21 protein-coding genes and 1 riboswitch are annotated in these 23,716 nt (G+C 68.6%); of the genes, 17 read left to right on the top strand and 4 right to left on the bottom strand.

Going from position 1 to position 23,716, the window contains the following annotated elements; genetic code table 11:
- The 3 genes from AB0333_RS12220 to AB0333_RS12210 all read left to right on the top strand — a co-directional run bounded on the left by AB0333_RS12220 (position 1) and on the right by AB0333_RS12210 (position 4,074).
- Positions 1 to 1,083, top strand: a complete 1,083-nt coding sequence (locus tag AB0333_RS12220; protein WP_366218942.1) for an ABC transporter ATP-binding protein — start codon at positions 1 to 3, stop codon at positions 1,081 to 1,083.
- The gene (locus AB0333_RS12215) at positions 1,080 to 2,153 is read left to right on the top strand and encodes an ABC transporter ATP-binding protein (protein WP_366218941.1); all 1,074 of its coding nucleotides are present in this window, start codon (positions 1,080 to 1,082) and stop codon (positions 2,151 to 2,153) included. Before AB0333_RS12220 ends, AB0333_RS12215 begins: the two co-directional genes overlap by 4 nt.
- A gap of 121 nt (positions 2,154 to 2,274) precedes the next feature.
- Complete coding sequence (locus tag AB0333_RS12210) at positions 2,275 to 4,074, top strand: ABC transporter substrate-binding protein (protein ID WP_366218940.1); 1,800 nt, start codon at positions 2,275 to 2,277, stop codon at positions 4,072 to 4,074.
- Positions 4,075 to 4,152: 78 nt separating this feature from the next.
- Here the strand turns inward: AB0333_RS12210 and AB0333_RS12205 are convergent, their stop codons facing one another.
- Together AB0333_RS12205 and AB0333_RS12200 are read right to left on the bottom strand one after the other, a co-directional pair.
- Positions 4,153 to 4,395, bottom strand: coding sequence for a hypothetical protein (locus tag AB0333_RS12205; RefSeq protein ID WP_147301249.1), 243 nt, complete (start codon positions 4,393 to 4,395; stop codon positions 4,153 to 4,155).
- A gap of 175 nt (positions 4,396 to 4,570) precedes the next feature.
- Positions 4,571 to 5,929 carry an MFS transporter gene (locus AB0333_RS12200; RefSeq protein ID WP_366218939.1) on the bottom strand — a complete coding sequence of 453 codons (1,359 nt, stop codon included), beginning with the start codon at positions 5,927 to 5,929 and terminating at the stop codon, positions 4,571 to 4,573.
- Between the two features lie 205 nt (positions 5,930 to 6,134).
- On the opposite strand from AB0333_RS12200, the gene AB0333_RS12195 reads away from it, so the two are divergent.
- Together AB0333_RS12195 and AB0333_RS12190 are read left to right on the top strand one after the other, a co-directional pair.
- On the top strand, positions 6,135 to 6,875 hold the full coding sequence (locus AB0333_RS12195; protein WP_366218938.1) for a PIG-L deacetylase family protein: 741 nt from the start codon (positions 6,135 to 6,137) through the stop codon (positions 6,873 to 6,875).
- Positions 6,872 to 7,501: a methyltransferase gene (locus AB0333_RS12190; RefSeq protein ID WP_366218937.1), complete on the top strand. Its 630-nt coding sequence runs from the start codon at positions 6,872 to 6,874 to the stop codon at positions 7,499 to 7,501. Before AB0333_RS12195 ends, AB0333_RS12190 begins: the two co-directional genes overlap by 4 nt.
- 86 nt (positions 7,502 to 7,587) lie before the next feature.
- Here AB0333_RS12190 and AB0333_RS12185 read toward each other — a convergent pair whose 3' ends face one another.
- Positions 7,588 to 8,538 (bottom strand): hypothetical protein, encoded by a 951-nt coding sequence (locus AB0333_RS12185; protein WP_366218936.1) that lies wholly within the window; start codon positions 8,536 to 8,538, stop codon positions 7,588 to 7,590.
- Positions 8,539 to 8,629: 91 nt separating this feature from the next.
- Positions 8,630 to 9,652: a VOC family protein gene (locus tag AB0333_RS12180; RefSeq protein ID WP_366218935.1), complete on the bottom strand. Its 1,023-nt coding sequence runs from the start codon at positions 9,650 to 9,652 to the stop codon at positions 8,630 to 8,632.
- A 158-nt stretch (positions 9,653 to 9,810) separates the two neighbouring features.
- On the opposite strand from AB0333_RS12180, the gene AB0333_RS12175 reads away from it, so the two are divergent.
- From AB0333_RS12175 to AB0333_RS12120, 12 genes are all read left to right on the top strand, one after another.
- Complete coding sequence (locus tag AB0333_RS12175; protein WP_366218934.1) at positions 9,811 to 10,809, top strand: ABC transporter substrate-binding protein; 999 nt, start codon at positions 9,811 to 9,813, stop codon at positions 10,807 to 10,809.
- A gap of 195 nt (positions 10,810 to 11,004) precedes the next feature.
- Complete coding sequence (locus AB0333_RS12170) at positions 11,005 to 11,703, top strand: queuosine precursor transporter (protein ID WP_115932895.1); 699 nt, start codon at positions 11,005 to 11,007, stop codon at positions 11,701 to 11,703.
- A gap of 46 nt (positions 11,704 to 11,749) precedes the next feature.
- Positions 11,750 to 12,199, top strand: coding sequence for an MmcQ/YjbR family DNA-binding protein (locus AB0333_RS12165; protein WP_366218933.1), 450 nt, complete (start codon positions 11,750 to 11,752; stop codon positions 12,197 to 12,199).
- 138 nt (positions 12,200 to 12,337) lie between these two features.
- A complete protein-coding gene (locus AB0333_RS12160; protein WP_366218932.1) occupies positions 12,338 to 13,183 on the top strand; it encodes a formate/nitrite transporter family protein in 846 nt (281 codons plus the stop codon).
- A 14-nt stretch (positions 13,184 to 13,197) separates the two neighbouring features.
- A complete protein-coding gene (cynS, locus tag AB0333_RS12155) occupies positions 13,198 to 13,635 on the top strand; it encodes a cyanase (RefSeq protein WP_366218931.1) in 438 nt (145 codons plus the stop codon).
- A 164-nt stretch (positions 13,636 to 13,799) separates the two neighbouring features.
- Positions 13,800 to 13,914: riboswitch (SAM riboswitch) on the top strand.
- A gap of 92 nt (positions 13,915 to 14,006) precedes the next feature.
- A complete protein-coding gene (locus AB0333_RS12150; RefSeq protein ID WP_366218930.1) occupies positions 14,007 to 15,380 on the top strand; it encodes an acyl-CoA dehydrogenase in 1,374 nt (457 codons plus the stop codon).
- The gene (locus tag AB0333_RS12145) at positions 15,377 to 16,654 is read left to right on the top strand and encodes an acyl-CoA dehydrogenase family protein (RefSeq protein ID WP_366218929.1); all 1,278 of its coding nucleotides are present in this window, start codon (positions 15,377 to 15,379) and stop codon (positions 16,652 to 16,654) included. The genes AB0333_RS12150 and AB0333_RS12145 overlap by 4 nt, the downstream gene beginning before the upstream one ends.
- Positions 16,655 to 16,686: 32 nt before the next feature.
- Positions 16,687 to 18,117, top strand: coding sequence for an LLM class flavin-dependent oxidoreductase (locus AB0333_RS12140; protein ID WP_366218928.1), 1,431 nt, complete (start codon positions 16,687 to 16,689; stop codon positions 18,115 to 18,117).
- A gap of 51 nt (positions 18,118 to 18,168) precedes the next feature.
- Positions 18,169 to 19,980: an ABC transporter substrate-binding protein gene (locus AB0333_RS12135; RefSeq protein WP_366218927.1), complete on the top strand. Its 1,812-nt coding sequence runs from the start codon at positions 18,169 to 18,171 to the stop codon at positions 19,978 to 19,980.
- A 3-nt stretch (positions 19,981 to 19,983) separates the two neighbouring features.
- Positions 19,984 to 21,009, top strand: a complete 1,026-nt coding sequence (locus AB0333_RS12130; RefSeq protein ID WP_366218926.1) for an ABC transporter permease — start codon at positions 19,984 to 19,986, stop codon at positions 21,007 to 21,009.
- Positions 21,006 to 21,917 (top strand): ABC transporter permease, encoded by a 912-nt coding sequence (locus AB0333_RS12125; protein WP_366218925.1) that lies wholly within the window; start codon positions 21,006 to 21,008, stop codon positions 21,915 to 21,917. The genes AB0333_RS12130 and AB0333_RS12125 overlap by 4 nt, the downstream gene beginning before the upstream one ends.
- On the top strand, positions 21,917 to 23,716 hold the full coding sequence (locus AB0333_RS12120) for an ABC transporter ATP-binding protein (RefSeq protein ID WP_366218924.1): 1,800 nt from the start codon (positions 21,917 to 21,919) through the stop codon (positions 23,714 to 23,716). Before AB0333_RS12125 ends, AB0333_RS12120 begins: the two co-directional genes overlap by 1 nt.

Here is a 23,716-nt window from a genome sequence, read left to right as displayed (position 1 = left end):
ATGACCATCACACCAGAGCCGACCACCTCCGACGGGATCGGAGACAAGCCGGTCCTCAGGGTCAGAGACCTGCAGGTCACGTTCACGCGGGCCGGCAAGCGCATCCGGGCCGCCAAGGGAGTGTCCTTCAACGTCCGGCCCGGGAAGATGCTGGCCATCATCGGTGAATCGGGCTCCGGCAAGTCCGTCACCGTCCGCGCCCTGATGGGCCTGTTGCCACCCAGCGCCAGGGTGTCTGGGTCCGCGGACCTCGACGGCAGGGAACTGGTGGGCCTGAGTGACCGGAAGATGAGGTTGGTACGAGGCCAGGAGATCTCCATGGTCTTCCAGGACCCGGCACGTTCGTTGAACCCGACCATGTCGGTGGGTGCGCAGATCGTGGAATCGGTCCGGACCCATCGAACGATCGGCCGCAAGGACGCAGCGGAGAGGGCCATCGAACTCCTCAAGCTCGTGCGACTGCCCGCCCCTGAGAAGAGGTTCCACCAGTTTCCGCACCAGCTGTCCGGCGGCATGCGCCAGCGCGTCATGATCGCCATCGCGCTGGCCTCCGACCCCAAGGTCCTCATCGCGGACGAAGCGACCACAGCCCTGGACGTGACCACCCAGGCCCAGATCATGGAGCTGCTGGTGGACCTGCGAGAGCGACTGGGGACCGCGGTCATCATGATCAGCCACGACCTGGGACTGGCCGCCAGCTATGCCGACGAGGTGCTCGTGATGTATGCCGGCCAGGTGGTGGAGCAGGCCGAGACCTCGGAACTGTTCGCCAACGTCAGGATGCCGTACACCCGCGCCCTCCTGGAGGCCATTCCCCAGGTGTCCCGGCCCTCCCACTCGGCCCTGACCGTCATCGGCGGGCACCCGCCGGATCCCTCCCAGCGGATCGAGGGCTGCCCGTTCCGGCCGCGATGCGTCCGGGCGACCGAAACCTGTGTCACGGCGCCGGCGTTGCAGGAGCATGAGGCCGGCCACTGGTACGCGTGCTGGCATCCGGTGACCGGCGCGCTGGCTCCCGGGCCGGCGTCGGGAACCGACGGAGAACCCGGTGTGCTGGAACCGGGAGAGGAGTCGGACTCATGACCACGGAGAACAGTATCGAAGACACCGGCCCGGAGCGGCCTGAGCCGCTGCTGTCCGTCAGGAACATCGTCCAGGAGTTCGAGAGCCGTGGACCCGGGGGAGTGAAGGAGGGCGTGGTCCATGCCGTCTCCGACATCTCGTTCGACCTGATGCCCGGCGAGACCCTGGGGATCGTGGGGGAGACCGGTTCGGGAAAGTCCACCCTGGCACGTGCCGTGATCCAGGTCGACCGGCCGAAGTCTGGATCCGTGGTGTTCAGGGGCGAGGACCTGACCGGGCTCAGCCGCAAGGAGCTGAAGAAGGTCTGGTCCAATTTCCAGATGGTCTACCAGGATCCCTTCAGCTCCCTGAACCCGCGGTGGCGGATCGAGGACGTGGTGGCCGAACCGCTGGACAGTCACCGCTCACTGAGCCGGCAGGAACGTCGGGCGAAGGTGCGGGAACTGTTGGACCTCGTGGGCCTGGACCCGGACACCTACCTGCGGCGCCGGCCCATGGAACTGTCCGGTGGGCAGGCACAGCGGGTCGCCATCGCCCGGGCCATCGCCCTGGACCCGGCGGTCATCATCTGCGACGAGGCCATCTCCTCCCTGGACGTCCTCATCCAGGCTCAGGTGATCAACCTGTTCGAGAAGCTCCGCGTGGAACTGGGGCTGTCCTACCTCTTCATCGCCCACGACCTCGCCACGGTGAAGCAGGTCAGCGACCGGGTCGCAGTGCTCTATCTCGGCCAACTGGCCGAGATTGCCCCCTCAGATCGGATGTACGAGACGCCGCGTCACCCCTATACGCGTGCACTGCTGGACTCGGTGCCCGGACTCGACCCGGAGACCGGGGTGGCCAAGCGGCCCATCACCCTGCCCGGGGACGTCCCGAGCCCGTTGGATCCGCCCTCGGGGTGCCGGTTCCGCACCCGCTGCCCCTTTGCCCAGGACGTCTGTGCGGCCGTGGAGCCGAGGCTGGAACCATGCTCGGGCGGCGGATTCGTGGCCTGTCATTTCCCCCTGGACGACGACGGCCTGACCACCAACGGGCATCCGGAGGGCGCCAAGGCTGCCCAGCCCGCGTAGCGCCTTTCGTCCGACGGAAGGTGCATGGTAGCTGCCGTCCACCTGGGACAGACTTCCATGAAGCCAATGTGACGTGAATCACTCTGGTTGATCCTCCATCACCGTCCTCTTGGGAGTCGTCATGAATACCATGCCCCGCCAGAAGGGTCCGCGCCGCGGGCTCCTCGGTACCCTGGCCCTGGCGGCCAGCCTCAGTCTCGTCCTCGCCGGTTGTGGTGGGGGAGAGCCCAACGCGGAAGGCGAAGCCAACGGGGCCACCGAAGCTGCCGCCAACGTGGGCGAGCCTCAGACCGGCGGTGACCTGACCGTGCTGCTCGATGCCGGTTTCGCCGGTGGGTGGTCCACGGGGCTGGACCCGGCGACCTCCAATACGGTCGGCGCCAACATGCCGCAGAACTCGGCGATCTTCGGCGGACTGTTCACCCTCGAGGCCGATGAGAACGGCGAGAACGCGGAAATCGTTCCGAATCAGGCCGAGAGCTATGAATTCTCGGAGGACGGGCTGACCCTGACGGTGAAGCTCCGGGAGGGCATCACCTTCTCGGACGGATCCCCGTTGAACGCTGATGCGGTGGTGTGGAACTGGATCCGTGCGTTGAGTTCCGGCAGTACGGGTACGCCCCAACTGGACCTCGATCTCACGCGGGACATGCCGGAACTGGACCAGCAGTTCCTGGACGACCTCTACGCGGCCCTGCCCGAGGACGTGGATGAGGCCGTGATCGAGCAGCGGCTGGGGGCCGTCCAGGCCGTGGACGACCTCACCTTCGAGGTCCACTTCTCCGTGGCCAACGGTGCCTTCGTCAACGCCATGCCCTCCACCAGCCTGAACTTCGTCGGCTCGCCCACGGCGTATCGGGAGATGGGCGCGGATCAGTACAGTCAGGCGCCGGTTGCGGCGGGGCCCTTCACCGTCGACGCCAACCAGTTGTCCGAACGGCTGGAGCTGACCCGGAACGAGGAGTACTTCAAGGACGGCCTGCCGTATCTGGACGAGTTGTCCTTCCAGTCCGTGGGCGGAGACCAGGTGCTGTACCAGACGTTGCAGGCCGGCCAGGGGGATGCGATCGAGGGCCTGAGCTCGGTCACGCTGATCGAGCAGGCGCAGGAGAACCCGAACCTGACCGTCACTCCCGGGGCGCCCACCTCTCCGTATGTGATCCAGCTGAACACGCGCAAGGCGCCGTTCGATGACAAGAAGGCGCGGGAAGCCATCTACTACGCCACGGACTTCGAGGCCATCAACGAGGGACTCTTCGGCGGTCAGGGTGACATGTCTCAGTCGTTCACCGCCTCCGGTGGCCTGTTCTACGAGCCGGAGGTCGAGGGATACCGCACCTATGATCCCGAGAAGGCCCGGGAGCTGGTCGAGGAGATCGGCGGTTTGACGGTCGAGCTGGGCACCACGGACATCGTGACCGCGCGTCAGGTCACCACCGCGCTGCAGACCCAGTGGCAGGACGCCGGGATCGACGTCACGATCGACTCCAAGCCCCTCGGTGACGTGATCACCAAGTTCACCAGCGGCGAGTGGGAGTCCATGCTCCAGACCGCGGGCGCGTGGGAGCCTGCTGCCGGTATCGGGGTGGCCGTCCGCTTCGGCTCTACCTCTCCGTTCAGCGGCACTCCGCTGCCGGAGGGTGCGGAGACGGCGACCCAGGCGCTGGAGGAGAACCTGAACACCGAGCTCGATGAAGTGCTGACGAATGCCGCGTCCACCGTGGACCAGGAGGAGCGCGGCGAACTGTACAAGCAGGCCGCGAAGATGATCTCCGACGAGGCCTATGGTCCGTTCGGTATGGCCTTCTCCCCGGCCCAGGTGGTCCGAAAGGGCGTCCACGGCCCCGGACTCACCACGCCCATCCCGGCCCTCGTGGTCAACAGTGGGGTCCTGTATGACCGGGTCTGGGTGGAGCAGTGATGCCAGTCCGATGAACACACCGCCACACACCGCCGGCCGGGGGCAGCGCCCCCGGCCGGCGGTGTGTTCAGACAAGGTTCAGACGAGCTGGCCGTCGTCGCCGATCTCCGTGGGGTAGGTGATGTCGATCGCGTCAGCGGCCGTGCCGGTGGCGTTGGAGATCATGGCGGCCATCAGGTTCTTGGGCACCAGGCAGTCCCCGCAGACACCGTCCTCGGCACGGATGCGGGCGTCAAGCCGGTCACCGGACTCGTCGATCTGCAGGATGTAGCCGTCCGCGGCCAAGGTCTGGCGCAGGTCTTCGAGGGGCTGGGTGGTCATGGTTCCTCCGGTGGGGTGGCGGGAGCCGAGGCTCAGGGTGGGGCTGGCGGCCGGTGCTGTTCCGAGTGCCGGCATGGCCGTGTCGGGTCAATTGTGGTCCCCGGGCCGAGCAATCCTGAGGTGTCCTTCCGCCGCACGGAACATCGCCTGGGCGGGGAACCGGCGTCGTGATCCGCTACCGTGAGCTCTCCCAGGACGCATCGAAGCGCCCGGTCCTCAGCGGCAGGATGGTCACCAGCGCCAGTGCGCCGAGGGCCAGGATGTACAGCGAGATCGGCCAGGAGGCGCCGAAGCTGGCGTAGAGGCTGGTGGCGATCAGCGGGGCGAACCCGCCGCCGACGATCGAGCCGATCTGGTAGGCCGTGGAGGCGCCCGAGTACCGGATGTTGGCGGGGAACAGCTCGGCCACCAGGGCCGCCTGCGGGCCGGCCATGAGCGACTGGGCGACGAGGAGGACGGCGAAGCCGAGCAGGATGAGCACCGGCTGCGCCGTGTCCACGAGCCAGAAGAACGGGAAGGCACCCAGGACCACGAGCGCCGCGCCGGCCACGAAGACGGACTTCTGCCGGAACCGGTCCGCCAGCATCGCCCCCAGCAGCACGGTGACGAGGTGGACCACCGCACCGCCGACGATCAACCAGAGCATGGTGGGCTGGGGGAGGCCCAGTGCCTCGGTGCCGTAGGAGAGCATGTACACGGAGTAGAGGTAGCCGATGGCCGGGGAGGCTGCGGAGGCCAGGCCGGCCAGCAGGGTGGTCCCGCCATGGTGGCGCAGCAGCTCGCCGAGCGGGAAGCGGTGCACCTCGTCGTTCTCCTGCGTCTGCTGGAAGACCGGGGAGTCCTCGACCTTGAACCGCAGGTAGAGGGCCACGATGATCAGCAGGGCGGAGACCAGGAACGGGACGCGCCAGCCCCAGGCCTCGAAGGCCTCCGGGGCGAGGGTGGCCGTGACGATGATGAAGACCAGGTTGGACACGATGATGCCGACCGGCAGGCCCATCTGCGGGAAAGCGCCGAACAGGGCGCGCCGGTTCCGCGGGGCGTACTCGACCGCCATGAGGACGGCACCACCCCACTCGCCACCCACGCCCAGGCCCTGGACGAAGCGCAGCACCACCAGCAGGATCGGCGCCCAGACGCCGATGGTCGCGAAGTTCGGCAGCAGGCCGATGCCCACGGTGGCGCCGCCCATTACCAGCATGGTGATCAGCAGCATCTTCTTGCGGCCGATCTGGTCGCCGAAGTGGCCGGCGAGCAGGCCGCCGATCGGCCGGGCGATGAACCCGACCGCAAAGGTGGCGAAGGCCGAGAGGGTCCCGGTGATGGGGTCCTCGCTCGGGAAGAACTGCGGTCCGAAGATCAGGGCTGCCGCCGAGCCGTAGATGAAGAAGTCGTACCACTCGATGGCGGTGCCCACGAAGCTGGCGCCGAGGACCTTGCGCTGTTCGGCGGGGGTGGGGGCTACCGCGCCGGCTGGCGGCGTCGGGGAGTGGGGTGTCTCTGCGGCGGGAGCGACGGGGTGGTTCGAAGACAAGGATCGAAACCTTTCTCGGATCTGGTCACGGGGTGCATCGGTCGAGGTCGTCGTGCGGTGATCTGAAACACATGTCACTATCCCCGTAGGGAGTTGGATTGTCAACAATTTTGTTGGCAGTTTTCCGAGTTCGTGTCTACGCTGGGGGCACGAGTGAGCATCCAGCACCGGCGCACCGGCGCTGACACCCCGAAAGGAACCCACCATGACCAGCAGTTCCCCCTCCGACCGTTCCGCCGGCCGCCTCCTGGTGGTCGGGGCCCATTCCGCTGACTTCGTCTGGCGTGCGGCCGGTGCCGTCGCCACGTTCGTCCAGGCTGGCGGCGAGGCCAAGGTCGTCGCCCTGACCTACGGTGAGCGCGGCGAGTCCGGGGTCCTGTGGCAAGAGGAGGGGCAGACCGAGGAGAACGTGAAGCGGATCCGCCACCAGGAGGCCGAGAAGGCCTCCCAGCACCTGGGCGCCTCCTTCGAAGCTTTCGACCTGGGCGACTACCCTCTGGTCAACGACCACTCGGACATCGAGCGGCTGGCCGACCTGATGCGCGAGTTCGCCCCGACCGTGGTGCTGACCCATCCGGACAAGGACCCCTTCAACCCGGACCATCCGGTCGCCTACGAGATGGTCCAGAAGGCCCGCCTGATGACCTCCGGGGCCGGGGTCGAGTCCGGGTTCAAGACCGCCCCGCCGAGCGAGTTCCTCGTCTTCGAGCCCCACCAGCCCGAGCTGTGCGGCTTCGTGCCGTCCGTCTTCGTGGACATCACCGCGGTCTTCGAGCAGAAGAAGGCCGCCATGGCCGAGATGAAGGCGCAGGTCTACCTGCAGTCCTACTACGCCGAGCGCGCCGAGCACCGCGGCAACCACGCCCGCAAGGTCACCGGGAACAAGGAGATCCGCCAGGCCGAGGCCTTCATGCGCCTGGTTCCGAATGTAGTGGGCACCTTGTGAGCGGGGCTTCCGAGACCATCACCGCCGAGGAAGCGGTCCAGCTGACCGAGGCCGAGCTGGTCGAGCGATTCGCAGCCCTGCCCGTGGCCAACGTGGGGGACGCCATGGACCGGCTCAACGTGGTGGACTCCGGCATCCAGTCAGTCTGGCCGTCCGCCGGGATCCGGATGGCCGGCCGCGCCGTGCCGGTGACGGTGGCCGGCGGGGACAACCTCGGCATCCACGAAACCATCGATTCCCTCCAGCCCGGAGACGTGCTCGTAGTCAACGGCCAGGCGGCCACCCATCGGGCGCTCATCGGCGAACTCATCGCCGGCCGGGCCATGGCCCAGGGCTGCGTCGGCTTCGTCCTGGACGCCAGCGTCCGGGACGCGGTGGATCTCGAGCAGATGCGGTTCCCGGTCTTCGCCCGGGGTACGACGCCGGCCGGCCCCTACCGCAACGGGCCGTTCGTCGGCGGGGTGGCGGCCGCCGTCGGGACCGTGGTGGTGCATCCGGGCGACCTGGTGCTGGGGGATGACGACGGCGTCGCGATCGTTCCGCGCGGCCGCGCGGCCGAGATCCTGGTCAAGGCGGAGGCCAAGCACGCCGCGGAGACGCAGCAGCGCGCCGAGATCGGGTTCTGAGCGCGCCGCCCTCACGTTGAGTCTGGAGCGATTCACGCTTTTGGCCGCCGAAAACGTGAATCATTCCCGACTCAACCGGGTGGCCGTCAGGTGAGCGGGTCGGCAGTCTCCGTGACGAGGTCGAGCTCCTCCACTGCGGGCCAGGCCGTCAGGGAGTTGATGGCCTCGTCCTGATCGACCTCGCTCCCCGGGCTGTACATCTCCTCCGCCAGCATGATCGCCAGCGACTCCAGTCGACCTTCGTGAATCTGCAGCTCGATCTCGAACGCGGCTTCACCGCGCTGGAAGCGTGCCTTCACCGGCCAGACCTGCGTGCGGGGCGCGATGCGCGGGGTGTCCTCGCCCACGGCCAGGTAGGCGTCCGTCATGAACCCGGCTTCCGCATCCCGCTGCTGGACCGAGTCCAGTTGGACCCGCAACGCCTCGACGCCGGTGACCCCGGGTTGCAACAGGGCGTCCAGGACGGCCGTCATGGCCGGGTCGGCGAGGCCGAGGTTCTCATCCGTGTTCTCCAAGGCCTGCCGGGCTTCTTCGTGGGAGCTCTGCAGGCTGCGCAGCTCGGCCCGGTCGGCGGCCCAGCCCGCCGCCACCACCGCGACCCCGACGCCGGCCATCCACCAGCGCGGGTTGCGCACCCCGTGCTCGGTGAGCCAGCCCGTGATGCGGGCGTCCAAGGCCTCGAGCGGGTCGGCCAGGCCCAGCATCAGGCCGCCGGCAGCCAGCGCCGCCGAGCCGCGCCCGATGGAGCAGAGGGGGACGAACTGTCCGCGTGGCCCGCCCATGTAGTGCGCGGGCATCCCCGCCGTGGTCCCGGCGGGCAGGATGGCGGCGGTGTACACACCGGTGAGCGCCGCCGTCGTGATCCGGTACGCGGCCCGGGCCCCGGAGCCCAGGGGCCGGGGCTCGACGAGGCTCAGCCCGCCGAACGCCGCGGCCGACGCCACGGCGAACAGCGGCCTGGCGGCGAGGGGCGGAGGCGGGGCGAAGGTCTGGCCAGACAGAGGTGCGTCGGCGAACCATCCAAAGGACTCGGTCATGCGCCGAGCCTACGCGGCAGAGAACTGAGTCCCACGAATTGGCCCCGCAGAGGCGATACGGGGCCAATTCGTGCGACTCAGTTGGCCGAGGTCAGGACTCCAGGCCCTCGTCCCGCTTCGGTGCCTCGTGGGGGTTCGCCGTTGCGTTCGCATCCTCCACCACGGGGGTGCCATGGGTGTGGAAGGTCGGGATGGTCTTCATGCCCCAGGCCTGGCCCTTGGCGCGCTCCTCCTGGGTCCAGCCGACCGGCTTCCAGTCCGGGGCCAGGATCAGGCGTGAGCCCTGGTTGGCCAGTTCGATGCGGTTGCCGCCCGGTTCCCACACGTAGAGGAAGAAGCCCTGCTGGATGGCGTGCTTGTAGGGGCCGTACTCGATGAAGATGCCGTTCTCCAGGAAGATATCCGCGGCTTTGAGGATGTCCTCGCGGGTATCGGCGGCGAAGGCGACGTGGTGGAGGCGGCCGGGGGTGCCGGTCCAGTCATCCGAGTAGACCATGTCATAGGACTTCTGCCCGAAGGTGTACCAGTGGGCACCCACATCGCCGTCGTTGAGCTGGATGAACTCGGTGGTGTAGCCGCCCATCACGTTCTCGGAGAACTCGCACACACCGGCCATGTCCGCGGTGAGGTAGTTGATGTGGTCCAGGCGGCGGGCGTTGGCGCCGAAGCCGGGGAATTTGGACGCCTGGTTCTTCAGCGCCGGCCGGTCCTCATCCGTGGCCTCGTACCACTCGGTGTCGAAGTAGACCTCCATGAGGTGCCGGTCCGGGTTCTGAAAGCGGTAGGTGCGTCCGCGGCCCTGCTCGCCGTCCACCCAGCCCTCGCCGAGTCCCGTCGCCTCGATGCGGGCGACCGTGCGTTCCAGGGCCTCCGGGCTGTGGGCGCGCCAGCCCACCCGGCCGACGCCGGCGTGTTCCTTCTCGGTGAGCTTGATGGAGTAGGGCTCGTAGTCGTCCCAGCAGTGCAGGTAGGCGACCTCGCCGCCGTTCTCCGTGGTGCGGCCGACCTCTCGCATGGCCAGCAGATCCCGGAAGAACCAGAGCGACTCCTCGAACTTCGGGGTGTACAGCTCGACGGTGGACAGGTGGGCGATGTCGCGGATGCGTTCGGTCATGGACGGGCTCCTGTGGGGACGTGGTGCTGCTCGGAGAGCGTGTCACGGATATTGAACAAGATTGTCAACAAAATCATAGACAGTTTGCGAGGCTATGGCTACGGTCATAGGGATTCGACTCCATTGTGACCCATCCCACATCTGATTCAGGAGTAGCCATGACGTCATCCCGCCTGAGTTTGCTGTCCGCCGTCGCCGTCGCAGGACTTGCCCTGACCGCCTGTTCGTCCGGTTCCCCGTCCGGGACGGGTGGCGCTCCCAACTCCGGCGGATCCGACGCGGCGGCCGGTGAACTCACCCAGGTCACGGTCGGCCTCGTTCCGCTGGCCGCCTCTATCGCCGTCGAGTACGGCATCCAGGAGGGCATCTTCGAAAAGCACGGCCTCGACGTCGAGATCGCCCTCGCCAATGCCGGCGCCGCCATGCTGCCCGCCGTGTCCAACGGTCAGATGGACTTCGGGGTCGGCAACCCGTTGTCCTTCCTCACGGCCGTGGACCAGGGCCTGGACATGAAGATCGTGGCCGGATACTGCAACTCTGCGGACGAGGGAGAGGACACCTCGGGAGTCGTGACCCGGGTGGACTCCGGAATCGAGGACTACGGCGACCTGGCGGGCAAGACCACCTCCATCAACGCACTGCGGACCCTCGGGGACCTGACGCTGATGGACCTGGCCGAACAGGGCGGTTCCGATCCGGCGGACGTGAAGTTCGCGGAGATGCCGTTCCAGGACATGCCGGCTCAGCTCGAGCAGGGGAACACGGACGCCATCTGGATCCCGGAGCCGTTCCTGACCACCGCACTGGAGAGCCCCGACAACAAGCTTCTCGGCTACTCGTTCCGTGACTCGATCGAGGGCATGCCGACCATGGTCACGTTCACCTCGGGGACCTTCGCCGAGGAGAACCCGGAGACCGTGGAACAGTTCCAGGCGGCCATCACCGAGGCGCTCGCAGCCACGGACGAGAACAACGATGCGGCCAAGAAGCTCCTGCCGGAGTTCATGAACCTCCCCGAGGACGCGGCAACGGCCCTCAAGCTCGACGAGCTCGGAGGAGAGGTCCGCGAGGACCAGATCCAGGCCATCGGCGAACTGGCCGTGAAGTACGGGTTCATCGACCAAGAACCCGACCTGGACTCCATGATCGTCAAGTAGGTCCGAGCACTCTCGGCGAGCATGGGTATGGAAGAATAAGGGGTCGTTCGAACGCCACCCGGGGCAGCGGGTGAGCGCGGGGTCGTTGAGACCGTCAGCCGCCGCGTCCGGATCACAGTGAGTGTTAATACAGCCGACCGCCACCGCGCCCTGGGGCGCTGGAGGCCTCGGCAAACCACCGCCCAAGGACCCCACGTGAACTCTTCCGCACCTGCCCCTCAGCACGTCCCCGCCCGCTTCGCCCCCACCGGCACCGGCCTCTATGCCATCTTCACGGCGGTCATGGCCGTCGTGCTGATCCTGTCCAACCTCGGGGCCTCCAAGGGCGTGACCTTCGGGCCCATCGTCACGGACGGCGGGTTCTTCCTCTTCCCGTTGGCGTACATCATCGGAGATGTGGTCTCCGAGGTCTACGGATTCAAGGCCTCCCGGCGTGCCATCGTCACCACGTTCGCCCTCTCGGTCTTCGCCGCGCTGTGCTTCTGGGTCATCATCGCCCTGCCCGGTGCCGAGTGGTACGACGGCCAGGATGCCCTCGTCCGTACCCTGGCGCCCGTGCCCCTGATCGTGCTCGCCTCCCTGCTCGGGTTCCTCGTCGGCCAACTGGCCAACTCCTGGCTCATGGTCCGCCTCAAGCGCCGCTCCGGCGAACGCCTACTCTTCGGTCGGCTGGCAGCCTCCACCCTGGTGGGTGAGTTCCTGGACACCCTCGTGTTCTGCTCCATCGCCGCCGGCGTCATCGGCATCACGGACCTGCCGACGTTCCTCAACTATGTCCTGGTGGGCTTCGTGTTCAAGTCCGTCGTCGAGATCGTCCTGTCCCCGGTTACCATGTGGGTCATCGGCCGGGTCAAGAAGGCCGAGCCGGCCTACGCCACGGTTCCCGAGGCGTAGGGAACCGAGACTTCACGCAGCCTCGGTCACCGGGGAAACTGGGCCGATGGCCCACCCGAAGATGTACGACGACGGCGACCCGCACTTCCAGCGCGTCCGCGCCTTGGCCTTGGCCCTTCCCGCGGCGGACATGAAGGTCTCCCACGGGCGGCCGGCGTTCTTCACCCAGAAGGTCTTCGCCTACTACGGGGCCTCGGTCAAAGACTCGGATAACACCCGGGATAGGTCCCGTCCGGCAGCCGCCGGGGACGGTTACGTCCAGCACCCGCAGGCGGTGGTGATCAAACCCGAGGAAGCCGACATCTCGTTCCTGGAGCAGGACCCGCGGACGTTCCGACCGGCCTATCTGGGACGCTCAGGCTGGTTCGGCATCGACGTGGACGGGCTCGATCCGGCCCAGGACGAAGGATGGGATGAGATCGCAGAGTGGCTCGAGACGAGCTATCGGCTCACCGCTCCGCTCCGGATGGTCAGGGATCTTCCACTGCGGGAGTGAGTGGACGTGCGTCTCACCGCATCCCGCAGGGGCAGTGAGGGAGATTTCGTGGGCCGGTGCGGGGACGGAAACACCGCAGAAACGCACGCTTCCTAGGTTGGGGGGTATGCCCGCCCCTCACCCCTGGAGTGATGTTCCATGTCCTATGTCAGCCCGCCAGACTTCGTGAAGCACATGGTCGACGCCGGTGAGTCCAAGGTCTTCATGTCCACCCGGGACACCCTGATCCGCTCGTTCATGGCCGGTGCCATCCTGGCTCTCGCCGCGGCGTTCGCCATCACGGTGACCGTGCAGACGGGCGATGCCCTCGTCGGTGCGTTGCTGTTCCCGGTCGGATTCATCCTCATCTACCTGCTCGGTTTCGACCTGCTGACCGGTGTCTTCACCCTGGTCCCGCTGGCCTGGATCGACAAGAGGCCCGGCGTGACCATCGGCGGTCTGCTGCGCAACTGGGGCCTGGTCTTCGTCGGCAACTTCGCCGGAGCCTTCCTCGTGGCCGTCATGATGGTGGTGACCATGACCTACGGCTTCCAGACCCCGCCGAACGAGGTGGCCCAACAGATCGGCTCCATCGGCGAGGGGAGAACCGTCGGCTACGCCGAATACGGTGCGGGTGGCATGCTGACCCTCTTCATCCGCGGCGTGCTCTGCAACTGGATGGTCTCGACCGGTGTGGTCGCGGCCTTCCTGGCCAAGGACGTCGTGGGCAAGGCCCTGATCATGTGGATGCCGGTCATGCTCTTCTTCTACATGGGATTCGAGCATTCCATCGTCAACATGTTCCTCTTCCCGGCGGGCCTCATGCTGGGCGGTGAGTTCTCCATCATGGACTACCTCGTCTGGAACGAAATCCCGACCGTGCTCGGTAACCTCGTGGGCGGCCTCTCCTTCGTGGGCCTGACGCTCTACGCCACCCACTACCGCACGGCGGCCAAGCGTCAGCCGAAACTGCCGAGCCTGTCCGACCACGCCGTGAGCCGCTGACCATGGACCCCATCATGCATAAGGCGCACGCTGCCGACCTCGTCAATGCCGCACGCATCCGTGCCGGTCTCACCTGGGCGGGACTCGCCGCCGCCATCGGAGCCGCACCGGTGTGGACCACGGCCGCGCTGCTGGGACAGCACCCGATGACCGCGGCCCAGGCCGGCGTCGTGGTCGAGATGCTCGGTCTGGGCGACGACGTGGCCGAGAGCCTGCAGCAACAGCCGGACCGGGGCAGCGACCCGGCCGTGATGCGCGATCCCACGATCTACCGGTTGATGGAGGCCATGTCGGTCTACGGGCCGGCGCTGAAGGCCCTGATCCACGAGGAGTTCGGGGACGGCATCATGAGCGCCATCAACTTCAAGGCAGACGTTACCCGCCGTGCCGATCCGGACGGCGACCGCGTGGTCATCACCTTGGACGGCAAGTTCCTGGACTACCGCTGGTGACCGACCAGCACTGACCTGTCCAGGCCGTCACAGACCGTCATCTGAGGCGGCCGGGGACGGTCGGGCCGGCATTTCGGCACGGAACCGGGCGCAGATGACGCCAGGCCCCTGAACATGACCCGAGGCTTGGCGGCCGCGAGCTGACTGCCTAGGGTCGAGAACAGAATCACGAGATCCGGTGCTAAGCCCTGGCTGGCCGGACGGCAACCCTCTCACCGTAGTGGGGTGCTCCAGGTGATGATTCGGCCTCCGGAAACCACCGCGGGGCAAGTACGGCACCACCGTGAATGCGTGTCCCGGCCGTCAGGCTATGACGACGCCGTGTTCCGGGCCAACGCCATTCCGGTGTGCCATGGCTGACGGGGACACCCATGACGGACACCACTCACCTCGAACACCGCACCGCGCCTTCCAGCCTGCCCACCTTCGATGAGCTGCGGGCAGCCATCGGCCCCGCCGGGCCGACGGACGCCCAGCTCACCGCGCACTTCGCCCCGGTCTTCGCGGCCGTTGCGGCGGGATCGGCACAGCGCGAGCAGGATCACGAGCTGGCGTTCGCCGCTCTAGAACATCTCCGCGGCGCGGGATTCACGCGGGTGCGGCTCGGCCGCGACCACGGGGGCATCGGGGCGAGCCTGCCGCAACTGGCCGATCTGCTGGTGGAACTCGCCGCCGCGGACTCCAACCTGCCTCAGGCGCTGCATGGGCACTTCATGTTCACGGAGCAGCACGAGAACGAGCCCCAGGGCGCGGTCTCCGAGTGGTGGCTGGCCGAAGTGGCGGCCGGGAAGATCTTCGGCAACGCCCTGGTGGAGCTGCCGCCGTCAGCAGGCCGGCGTCCCGTGCACTGGATCGACGCCGACCCGGACACCGTGCAGGCGGCTGCCGCCACGGGCACCACGGAGGTGGCCCGCCTGACGGGTGACAAGTTCTACTCCACCGGGGCCATCTTCGCCGACTATCTGTTGGTCTCCGCAGTCCGTCCCGGGCTCGAGGAGGACGGTCCGATCTTCGCGATCATCGACGCCCGTGATCCTGGGGTGCAGCGCATCGACGACTGGAACGGCTTTGGCCAGCGGCTCACCGCCTCCGGTACCACCACCCTGGACCACGTCCCCGTGCGGGCCCAGCGGACCCAGGAGTTCAACGTCCCCACGGGCGTGCTGGCCTACACCGTCCTGTGGATCGTGCTGGCGGCCACCCAGGCCGGGATCGGCGCCACCGCGCTGGCCGAGATCACCGCGTTCGTCCGAGGTCGGCGTCGTACCTATGACCACGCGACGGCGGAGACGCCGGCGGAGGACCCGCTGGTGCACCAGGTCATCGGTGCCGTGTCCGCCAAGGTGGGCTCGGCCCGGCACATCGTGCGGGGCGCCGCGGCCGTGGTGGAGGAGTCCTTCCTCCAGGTCCGGGGCCACACCGACCTGGAGGACCCGGTAGTGCTCCAGGCCCACGCCCGGGCCAACATCGCGCTGTCCGAGGCGACGCTCGTGGTGTCCGATCTGATCCTGGAGGCCACCAACCAGATCTTCGAGTCCGGCGGGGCCTCGGCCACGGATGCCAGCCGGCAACTGCACCAGCACTGGCTCAACGCCCGGACGATCGCCAGCCACACCCCGCTGATCTACCGCACCCAGGCCGTAGGCGACTACCGGATCAACGGTGCCATCCCGCCGTTCCACTCCACGGCCCGCAACTCCGCCGCCGCGGAGGCCGCCACCCCATCCACCACCGAAGGAGCATGATGACCACCACCGCCGAGCGCACCACCGCGCCCTCCTCCGCCGCCTCCACCGGAAGCGAACCGTCCGGCCAGGCCTACCGGACCGTCCGGGAACGGCTGGCCCCGGTGTTCGCCGCCATCGCGGACAGCGCCGCCGAACGGGAGGCCGAGCACATCATCGACCGCGACGCCGTCCGGCGGTTGGCCGCGGCGGGGTTCACCTCCCTGCGGGTGCCGGTGGAGTACGGGGGTGCCGGACTCTCCTTCGCGGAGCAGGCCCAGCTGATCGTGGAGCTGGCGGCGGCGGACTCGAATCTGGTCCAGGCCCTGCGTGCGCACCTGATCAATCAGGAGAACGTGCTGGGGCACCCGGACCCGGTGTTCCGGAACCGGTGGCTGCGCCGCCTCGGGGACGGGGCCGTGGTCGGCAACGCCGTCACGGAGATCAACAACGCTGTGGGGGAGGGGACCACCACGCTGGTCCAGGACGCAGAGGGCACCTGGAGGCTCAACGGCACGAAGTACTACTCCACCGGGACGCTCTACGCCGACTGGATCATCGTGGCGGCCGTGGACGCCCAGGGTGAGGAGATCGCCGCTACGGTGTCTGTGAACGCCCCCGGGATCACGAGGCTGGACGACTGGGACGGCTTCGGCCAGCAACTCACCGCCTCCGGCACCACGGTGTTCGAGAACACGCCGGTCGAGGCCGAGGAGGTCTACACCGGCGGCCTGGATGACGGCACCCGCGTCGCCACCGGCCAGGCCAGCTGGCAGTTCCTGCACCTCGCGGCGTTGACCGGCATCGCCGAGGCCATCGTGCGGGACGTCAGCGCGTACGTCCGCGGCCGGCGTCGTTCTTTCAGCCACGGGACCGCGGAGCTGCCGCGGGATGATGCCCAGGTGCTCCAGGTGGTCGGCGAGCTCTCCTCCGCCGCGTTCGCCGCGCGGGCCGCCTTCGAATCGGTGGTCTCCGCGCTGGGCGGCGTCCTCGAACGGGAGGCCGCCGGTGAGGACCTGCCGGAGGAGGACACCAACGCCCTCTATGTCCGCGTCTACCAGGCCCAGCAGGTCATCGCGAAGAACGTCCTGGCCGCGGCCACCCACCTGTTCGAGGTGGGCGGCGCCTCGGCCCTGAGCCAGTCGAGGCGACTGGACCGGCACTGGCGCAATGCCCGCGTGCTGGCCAACCACAACCCCCTGATCTACCGGTCCCGCCTCCTCGGGGACTGGGAGGTCAACGCCACCCCGCCGGCCCGTTCCTACCGCATCGGCTCCGTGCCGAACGCCCAGTGAACCCGAACCCCGATCAGCATCCAGGAGTACCCATGAGCACCGAGAACACCACCCCCGCCCACATCACCCCCTCCCACACCGCCCCGCGCCCGCTGCGCTTCAACGCGTTCGTGATGAACACCACCAGCCACATCCACCACGGCCAGTGGCGCCGCGAGGATGCCGGCCAGACCGAGTTCACGGACGTCAACACGTGGATCAACCTCGCGAAGACCCTGGAGGCGGCCAAGTTCGACGCGATGTTCTTCGCGGACGTGGTGGGCCACTACGGCGATGCGGACGCGGACTACTCCGTGTACGTCAACGAGGGCCTGCAGATCCCGTCCAACGATCCGACCGTGCTGCTCGGGGCGCTCGCCGTGGTCACCGAGCACATCGGCCTGGCCACCACCTCGAATGTCTTCCAGTCCCACCCGTTCCAGTTCGCCCGCCAGCTCTCCACGCTGGACCACCTCTCCGGCGGCCGCATCGCCTGGAACATCGTGACGGGCACGCAGGACAACGGTTCGCGCAACTTCGGCCTGCCCCGGCTGACCGACCACGCCGAGCGCTACCGCTGGGCCGCGGAGTACATCGACGTCACCTACAAGCTGTGGGAGGGATCGTGGGACGAGGACGCGGTGGTCAAGGACCGCGCGGGTTCCCGCTACTCGGACCCGGAGAAGGTGCACAAGATCCACCACGTGGGCGAGCGCTACTCGGTGGAGGGCCCGCACCTGCCCTCCCCGTCCCCGCAGCGCACGCCGGTGCTGTTCCAGGCCGGTTCCTCCGCCTCCGGCCGTGACTTCGCCGCCCGCAACGCCGAGGCCGTGTTCATCATCGCGACCACCCCGGATGTGGCCCGCCAGCAGATCGAGGACACCAGGCGCCGCGCCGTTGAGGCAGGCCGGGCACCGGAGGACATCACGTTCTACCAGGGGCTCAGCTTCGTCATCGGGGACACCGAGGAGGAAGCTCAGCGCAAGCTGGAGGAGTACGAGCAGTATGCCTCCCTGGACGGGTACCTGGCCCATGCCGCCCTCGTGGACCCGGACGGCCGGGTCTATCCGCCGGAGACCCCGCTGAAGGACCTGGAGACCAACACCCAGAAGGGCTTCGCCGAGTGGGTCTCCAAGGCGATCACGGACCGTGAGCCCGTGGTGGCGGACATCGCCTGGCGTAGCCACCGCAACAGCCGCGTGGTGGGCACCCCGGAGCAGATCGCCGACCAGCTGGAGCAGTGGCAGGCGGCCGGCGTGGACGGCATCAACGTCATCAACTGGGTCATCCCCGGCTCCTTCGAGGAGTTCGCGGAGAAGGTCCTGCCGGTGCTGCGTGAACGTGGCCTGGCCCAGTCCGAGTACGCTCCGGGCACCCTGCGCCAGAAGCTCTTCGGCCGCGACCGGCTCCCCGAGACCCACCCGGCCGCCCAGTACCGCGGAGCCTTCGCCCGCGTGGAAGAGACCGTGCCCGCCGGCGCCTGACCCCCGCGCCTCCCGGCCACGAGAGCCGCCCAGCGGCCCGAAAGGAACCCCATGAACACCCCACCCTCCCCGAACGCGCCCGAAAACCGGCGCGGTCCGGACGGCCAGACGGCCACCACCACGGCCGGGACCAAAACCAGAACCAGGCCACGACGCCGGCCGGGCGCCCTCACCGCCGGCCTCGCCCTGGCCGTGGGGTCGGCCTTGGCCCTGTCCGCCTGCTCATCCGGGGCCGCGGGCCCGCAGGAGCAGGCGGCACTGACCGGCTCCGCCACGGGGCCGGTCCAGGGCGGCGTCCTCGAGTACGGGCACCTCCAGGAGCCCAACTGCATCTTCGGCGGCTGGATCCAGGAGAACTTCACGGCCCGCCAGGTGCTGGACAACCTGGTCTCGGCCACGGAGGACGGCTCCGTGGTGCCGTGGATCGCCACGGACTGGGAGGTCTCCGAGGACCGGACGGTGTGGACCTTGAACCTGCGGGATGACGTCCACTTCACGGACGGCACACGGTTGGACGCGGAGGCCGTGGCCTACAACTTCGACTACTGGATGGATGGCGGCAACGGCACGGCGGCGGCTCATCTGGGCGGGTTCTACGACCACTCCGAGGTGGTGGATGCTGACACGGTGGAGATCCACCTCTCCGCGCCGTTCGCCCCGTTCCTGTCCACTCTCTCGCAGTCGTACTTCGGCCTGCAGTCGCCGATGGCGCTGCAGACCCGGACGGTGGAGGAGAACTGCACCGAACCGATCGGCTCCGGCCCCTTCACGGTCAAGGACTGGAAGCGCGGCGAGTACATCGAGTTCGAGCGCAACGAGGACTACGACTGGGCGCCGGAGAACGCGCGGCACCAGGGACCAGCCCACCTGGAGGGCATCCGCTGGAACATCGTCCCGGACGGCACCTCGCGCTACGGCTCCCTGCTGGCCGGAGAGATGGACGCGATCGGCGAGGTCCCCGCCGTCAACATCGCCGAGGCGCGCCAGCGGTATGACTTCACGCAGTACATCACCCCCGGCCGGCCCGTGGTCATCAACCTGAACACCGAACGCGGCATCTTCACCGACCAGGCGGTCCGCCAGGCCCTGAGCCACGCCACGGACCGCGAGGCGAACATCGAGTCGGCCTTCCTGGGCACCGTCCCGTTCGAGCCCAGCGGCTACCTCTCCCAATCCACGCCCGGCTATGACGCGGACGCGGCCCAGCAGTACCCCTTCGACCTGGAGCAGGCGAACGAGCTGTTGGACGGCGCCGGGTGGACCGGTCGCGCTGAGGACGGGACCCGGATCAAGGACGGGCAGCGGCTGCAAGTGACAATCGTCTACGGCCTGAACACCATCGTCACGCCGGACGGCAACACCGCCATCCAGAACTTCCAGGAGCAGGCCCGGGCCGCCGGATTCGACATCGAACTGCGACCACTCACCCCCTCCGAGAACTTCTCCGGCGCCTACTCCACCCCGGACAGCTATGACGGCAGCGTCGGGTACTGGACCAGCCCGCACGCCGGGATCCTCAACATCAACTACCGGCCCTCCACCGAGGAGGCGCCCAACGGGGCCAACACCACGTTCCTGGACAACGAGCAGGTGTTCACCACCATCCAGGAGGCCCTCCAGGCGCCCACGGCCGAGAAGGTCTTCGCGAAGTTCTCCGAGGCCCAGTATCAGCTCAGCGAGCTGGCCCCCGCGATCGGCCTGTATACGCAGACCAACACCCTGGCGGTCTCAGACCGGGTCAGCGGCCTGTGGCTCGAGCCCGCCCAGGGTGGGCCGATCTTCCACGACGCCCACTTCACCTCGGACGAGGCCCGGGACTCCTCTCAGGGCTTCTCCGCAGAGCACGCAGAGAACGAAGGCTGAGCCATGTCCGTCATCACCGAAACCCTCACCACGGCACCCGCCCAGCCCTCAAGCCCGGAGCCCGTCCGGCGCGGGCGCCCGGTCACCTCGACCGCCGCGCTCATCGGGACGAAGGTCCTTGGCGCGCTGTTCGTCATCTGGGCCGCGGCCTCGATCACCTTCCTCATCCAGTCCCTACTGCCCGGGGACCGCGCCACGCTGTTGTTGAACCAGCAGACCGGCCAGGTGCAGGAGCGCTCCGCCGAGGAACTGGCGCCGATCAACGAGCAGTTCGGCTTCGACGAACCGCTGATCACCCAGTACGTCACCTTCCTGGGTGGCCTACTGCGCGGGGACCTGGGCATTTCCTACACCCTGTACCAGCCGGTCACCACCGTGATCGGAGACCAGATCGTCCCCACTCTGGTCCTGACGTTCACCGCCCTGGCCGTGGCCTGGGCTCTGGCGATCGTGCTGCTGCTGCTCACGGCCCGCCGCACGCCCTGGGTGTCCCGGCTCTTCTCCGGTCTTGAGTCCGCGGCGGCCGCCCTGCCGCAGTACTGGCTGGGCATCATCCTGCTCGTCGTGTTCTCCCTGTGGCTGGGACTCTTCCCGGTGGTCTCGGGAAGCGGCACGGCCGGCCTGGTGCTGCCGGCGCTGACCCTCGGCATCCCGCTGGCCGGCTTCCTCGCCCAGGTGATGCGCGCCGAGTTCGAGCGGACCCTGGACGAACCGTTCGTCCTCACCGCCCGAGCCCGCGGCATGTCCGACGGCGGCGTGCGGCTGCGCCACGTGCTGCGCCACTCGTTGTTGCCCGGTCTCAGCCTGACCGGCTGGGCGGTGGGAGCCCAGTTCTCCGCCGCCGTGATCGCCGAGAACGTGTTCGCCCGCCCCGGCCTCGGCCGGGTCCTGGTCACCGCCGTCAACGGCCGTGACCTGCCGGTGGTCTGCGGCGTGGTGATGCTCGTGGCCCTGGTTTACGTGATCACCAACCTGATCGTGGACACCGCCTACATCCTCGTGGACCCCCGACTGAAGGAGGCAGCATGACCGCCCAGCCCCACCCAACAGCCGACACAACAGCCGACGCCGGCACCACCGGTGCGGTGCCCGCCGGACGCCACCGGACCGAGCCGGCGTCGTCCGTGGCCTGGCGACGGGTCCCGGTCACCGTCTGGATTGCCGGGGTGTTCGCGGGACTGCTGGTCCTCGCCGCGTTCGCCCCCGGGGTCCTGGCCACCCATGATCCGCGTGCCATCACCCTTCAGGCCCCGCTGGCCCCGCCTGGCTGGGAGCACTGGTTCGGCACCGACCAGTCCGGCCGGGACCTGTACTCGAGGATCGTGCACGGCACCGCCCAGTCGCTGCTGATCGGACTCGGTGCCGCGGCCGTGGGCGTGGGACTCGCCGTGGTCTTCGGGTCCTGGGCCGCACTGGGCGGACGCTGGGCGGACGCCGTCATCGGCCGGGGGATCGAAGTCCTCTTCGCCTTCCCCATCCTGCTGCTGGCCATGGTGTTCATCGCGGTCTACGGTCCCTCGGTGCAGACCCTGATCCTCGCGGTCGGGCTCGGGATCGCCCCCGGCTATGCCCGGATGGTCCGCGCCCAGGTGATGAGCGTCCGGCGGTCCGGCTACGTCCAGGCGGCGCAGGCCCTGGGTCACCACCCCGGCCGGGTCCTGACGCAGCACATCCTGCCGAATGCCCTGCGGCCCCTGCTGGCGGTCCTGACCCTCGGCATCGGCCAGTCCATCGTCTGGGCCTCCGGCCTGGCGTTCCTCGGCTTCGGGGTGGCTCCGCCCTCACCCGAGTGGGGCGCCCTGCTGGAGGCCGGCCGCCCCTACATCATCGAGGCCTGGTGGCTGGAGATCATCCCGGGCCTGGCCGTGCTGGCCACCGCCCTGACCGCCACCGTCCTCGGCAAATTCGTGGAGTCCACCCTAGAAGGAGAACGCTGATGACCACTGTGACCGACGCTGACACCGCCACGCCCCTCCTGACGGACCCGGCACCTGAGACCGGCGCCGCCGGACCCGCCCCCCGCCCCCTGGCCGAGTTGGAGAACCTCAACGTCTGGTTCTCGGACGCCCACGGCCGCCGCAGCCACGTGGTGCATGACGTCTCCGTGCAGATCCAGCCCGGCGAGTGCGTGGCGATCATCGGCGAATCAGGCTCGGGCAAGTCCGTCACCGCCCGGACCCTCATCGGCCTGACCGGGCCCGGCTCCCACGTGCAGGCGGACACGGCCACCGCGCTGGGCCGGGACATCCAGACGCTGCGGGACGCGGACTGGCGGTCCATCCGCGGCAAGGACATCGGCTTCATCCTGCAGGACGCCCTCGTCTCCCTCGACCCGCTGCGCACCGTGGGAGCGGAGATCGGCGAATCGCTGCGCCTGCACGGCGTGCGGGACCGTGCGGAGCGGACCGGCCGGGTGGAACAGCTCCTCGCGGAGGTCGGCGTCCCGGAGCCGCACCTGGTGGCAGGCCAGCGGCCGGACCAGCTCTCCGGCGGCCTGCGCCAGCGCGCCCTGATCGCCTCGGCCATCGCCAACCACCCGTCCCTGGTGGTGGCCGACGAACCGACCACCGCCCTCGACGTCACCGTCCAGGCCCAGGTCCTGGACCTGCTGGCCCAGCGCAAGGCGGACGGCACCGCGATCCTGCTGATCAGCCACGACTTCTCGGTGGTGGGCCGGCTGGCGGACCGCGTGCTGGTGATGCAGGGCGGCTGGATCGTGGAGTCCGGGACCGCGGCCGAGGTCCTCAAGAACCCGCAGCACCCCTACACCCGCCAGCTGCTGGACGCCGTGCCCTCGGGTCACACCAAGGGGGAGTACCTCACCGAGGACGGTCGGCTCCGGGCGCTCGAGCGCGTCGCGGCCTCCGAGGCCACCATCCCGCGCGCGACGCCGGCAGAGCCGAAGGACGAGGCGAGCCAGGCGCCCGCGGTGCTGTCCGCGCGCGGACTGACCAAGTCCTACCGGGGGCCGGACGGCCGGGACCGCACCGTGGTGCGGGACGTGTCCTTCGACGTGCACGCCGGCAAGACCTTGGGAATCGTGGGGGAGTCCGGCTCCGGCAAATCCACCACGGCCTCCATGGCCCTGGGCTTCATCGTCCCGGATGCGGGCACCGTCCTGCTGGACGGTGCGCCCTGGAGCGAGCTGTCCCTGGCCGGGAGGCGGCCCCGCCGCCGCGAGGTGACCGTGGTCTACCAGGACCCGCTGAGCTCCTTCGACCCTCGGTGGAGCGGCGAGCGGATCCTCACCGACGCGCTCGACGCCGGCGCGGCCCCCGGGGCGTTCACCTCGGCCCGGGCGCGGCGGGCCCACCGGCAGGAGCAGTCCGAGCGGGCGGCGCAGCTGGCGCGCGTGGTCGGCCTCGCCCCGGAACACCTGGCCAAGCACCCGCTGCGGCTCTCCGGCGGTCAGCGGCAGCGGCTCTCGATCGCCCGGGCCCTGGCCCCGGAGCCGAAGGTCGTGGTGTTGGACGAGGCCGTCTCCGCCCTGGACGTCTCGGTGCAGGCCCAGGTGCTGGACCTGCTCTCCGAACTGCAGGAGACCCTCGGGACCACCTACCTGTTCATCTCCCACGACCTCGGGGTGATCCATCACATGAGCGACGAGATCCTGGTCATGAAGGACGGGATGGCCGTGGAGTACGGGGACGCGGACCAGGTGTTCGAACAGCCGGAACACGACTACACCCAGGCCCTGCTGGGCTCCCTGCAGGCCCTTTCGACCAGGGTCCTCTGA

This window comes from Citricoccus sp. NPDC079358, assembly GCF_040702545.1.
Taxonomy (GTDB): domain Bacteria; phylum Actinomycetota; class Actinomycetes; order Actinomycetales; family Micrococcaceae; genus Citricoccus.
This window is presented reverse-complemented; position numbering and strand designations above follow the sequence as displayed.

Coding starts and splice junctions, on each gene's coding strand:
- AB0333_RS12220 (WP_366218942.1), top strand. CDS start 1: ATGACCATCACACCAGAGCCGACCACCTCCGACGGGATCGGAGACAAG.
- AB0333_RS12215 (WP_366218941.1), top strand. CDS start 1,080: ATGACCACGGAGAACAGTATCGAAGACACCGGCCCGGAGCGGCCTGAG.
- AB0333_RS12210 (WP_366218940.1), top strand. CDS start 2,275: ATGAATACCATGCCCCGCCAGAAGGGTCCGCGCCGCGGGCTCCTCGGT.
- AB0333_RS12205 (WP_147301249.1), bottom strand. CDS start 4,395: ATGACCACCCAGCCCCTCGAAGACCTGCGCCAGACCTTGGCCGCGGAC.
- AB0333_RS12195 (WP_366218938.1), top strand. CDS start 6,135: ATGACCAGCAGTTCCCCCTCCGACCGTTCCGCCGGCCGCCTCCTGGTG.
- AB0333_RS12185 (WP_366218936.1), bottom strand. CDS start 8,538: ATGACCGAGTCCTTTGGATGGTTCGCCGACGCACCTCTGTCTGGCCAG.
- AB0333_RS12180 (WP_366218935.1), bottom strand. CDS start 9,652: ATGACCGAACGCATCCGCGACATCGCCCACCTGTCCACCGTCGAGCTG.
- AB0333_RS12175 (WP_366218934.1), top strand. CDS start 9,811: ATGACGTCATCCCGCCTGAGTTTGCTGTCCGCCGTCGCCGTCGCAGGA.
- AB0333_RS12165 (WP_366218933.1), top strand. CDS start 11,750: ATGGCCCACCCGAAGATGTACGACGACGGCGACCCGCACTTCCAGCGC.
- AB0333_RS12160 (WP_366218932.1), top strand. CDS start 12,338: ATGTCCTATGTCAGCCCGCCAGACTTCGTGAAGCACATGGTCGACGCC.
- cynS (WP_366218931.1), top strand. CDS start 13,198: ATGCATAAGGCGCACGCTGCCGACCTCGTCAATGCCGCACGCATCCGT.
- AB0333_RS12150 (WP_366218930.1), top strand. CDS start 14,007: ATGACGGACACCACTCACCTCGAACACCGCACCGCGCCTTCCAGCCTG.
- AB0333_RS12145 (WP_366218929.1), top strand. CDS start 15,377: ATGATGACCACCACCGCCGAGCGCACCACCGCGCCCTCCTCCGCCGCC.
- AB0333_RS12140 (WP_366218928.1), top strand. CDS start 16,687: ATGAGCACCGAGAACACCACCCCCGCCCACATCACCCCCTCCCACACC.
- AB0333_RS12135 (WP_366218927.1), top strand. CDS start 18,169: ATGAACACCCCACCCTCCCCGAACGCGCCCGAAAACCGGCGCGGTCCG.
- AB0333_RS12130 (WP_366218926.1), top strand. CDS start 19,984: ATGTCCGTCATCACCGAAACCCTCACCACGGCACCCGCCCAGCCCTCA.
- AB0333_RS12125 (WP_366218925.1), top strand. CDS start 21,006: ATGACCGCCCAGCCCCACCCAACAGCCGACACAACAGCCGACGCCGGC.
- AB0333_RS12120 (WP_366218924.1), top strand. CDS start 21,917: ATGACCACTGTGACCGACGCTGACACCGCCACGCCCCTCCTGACGGAC.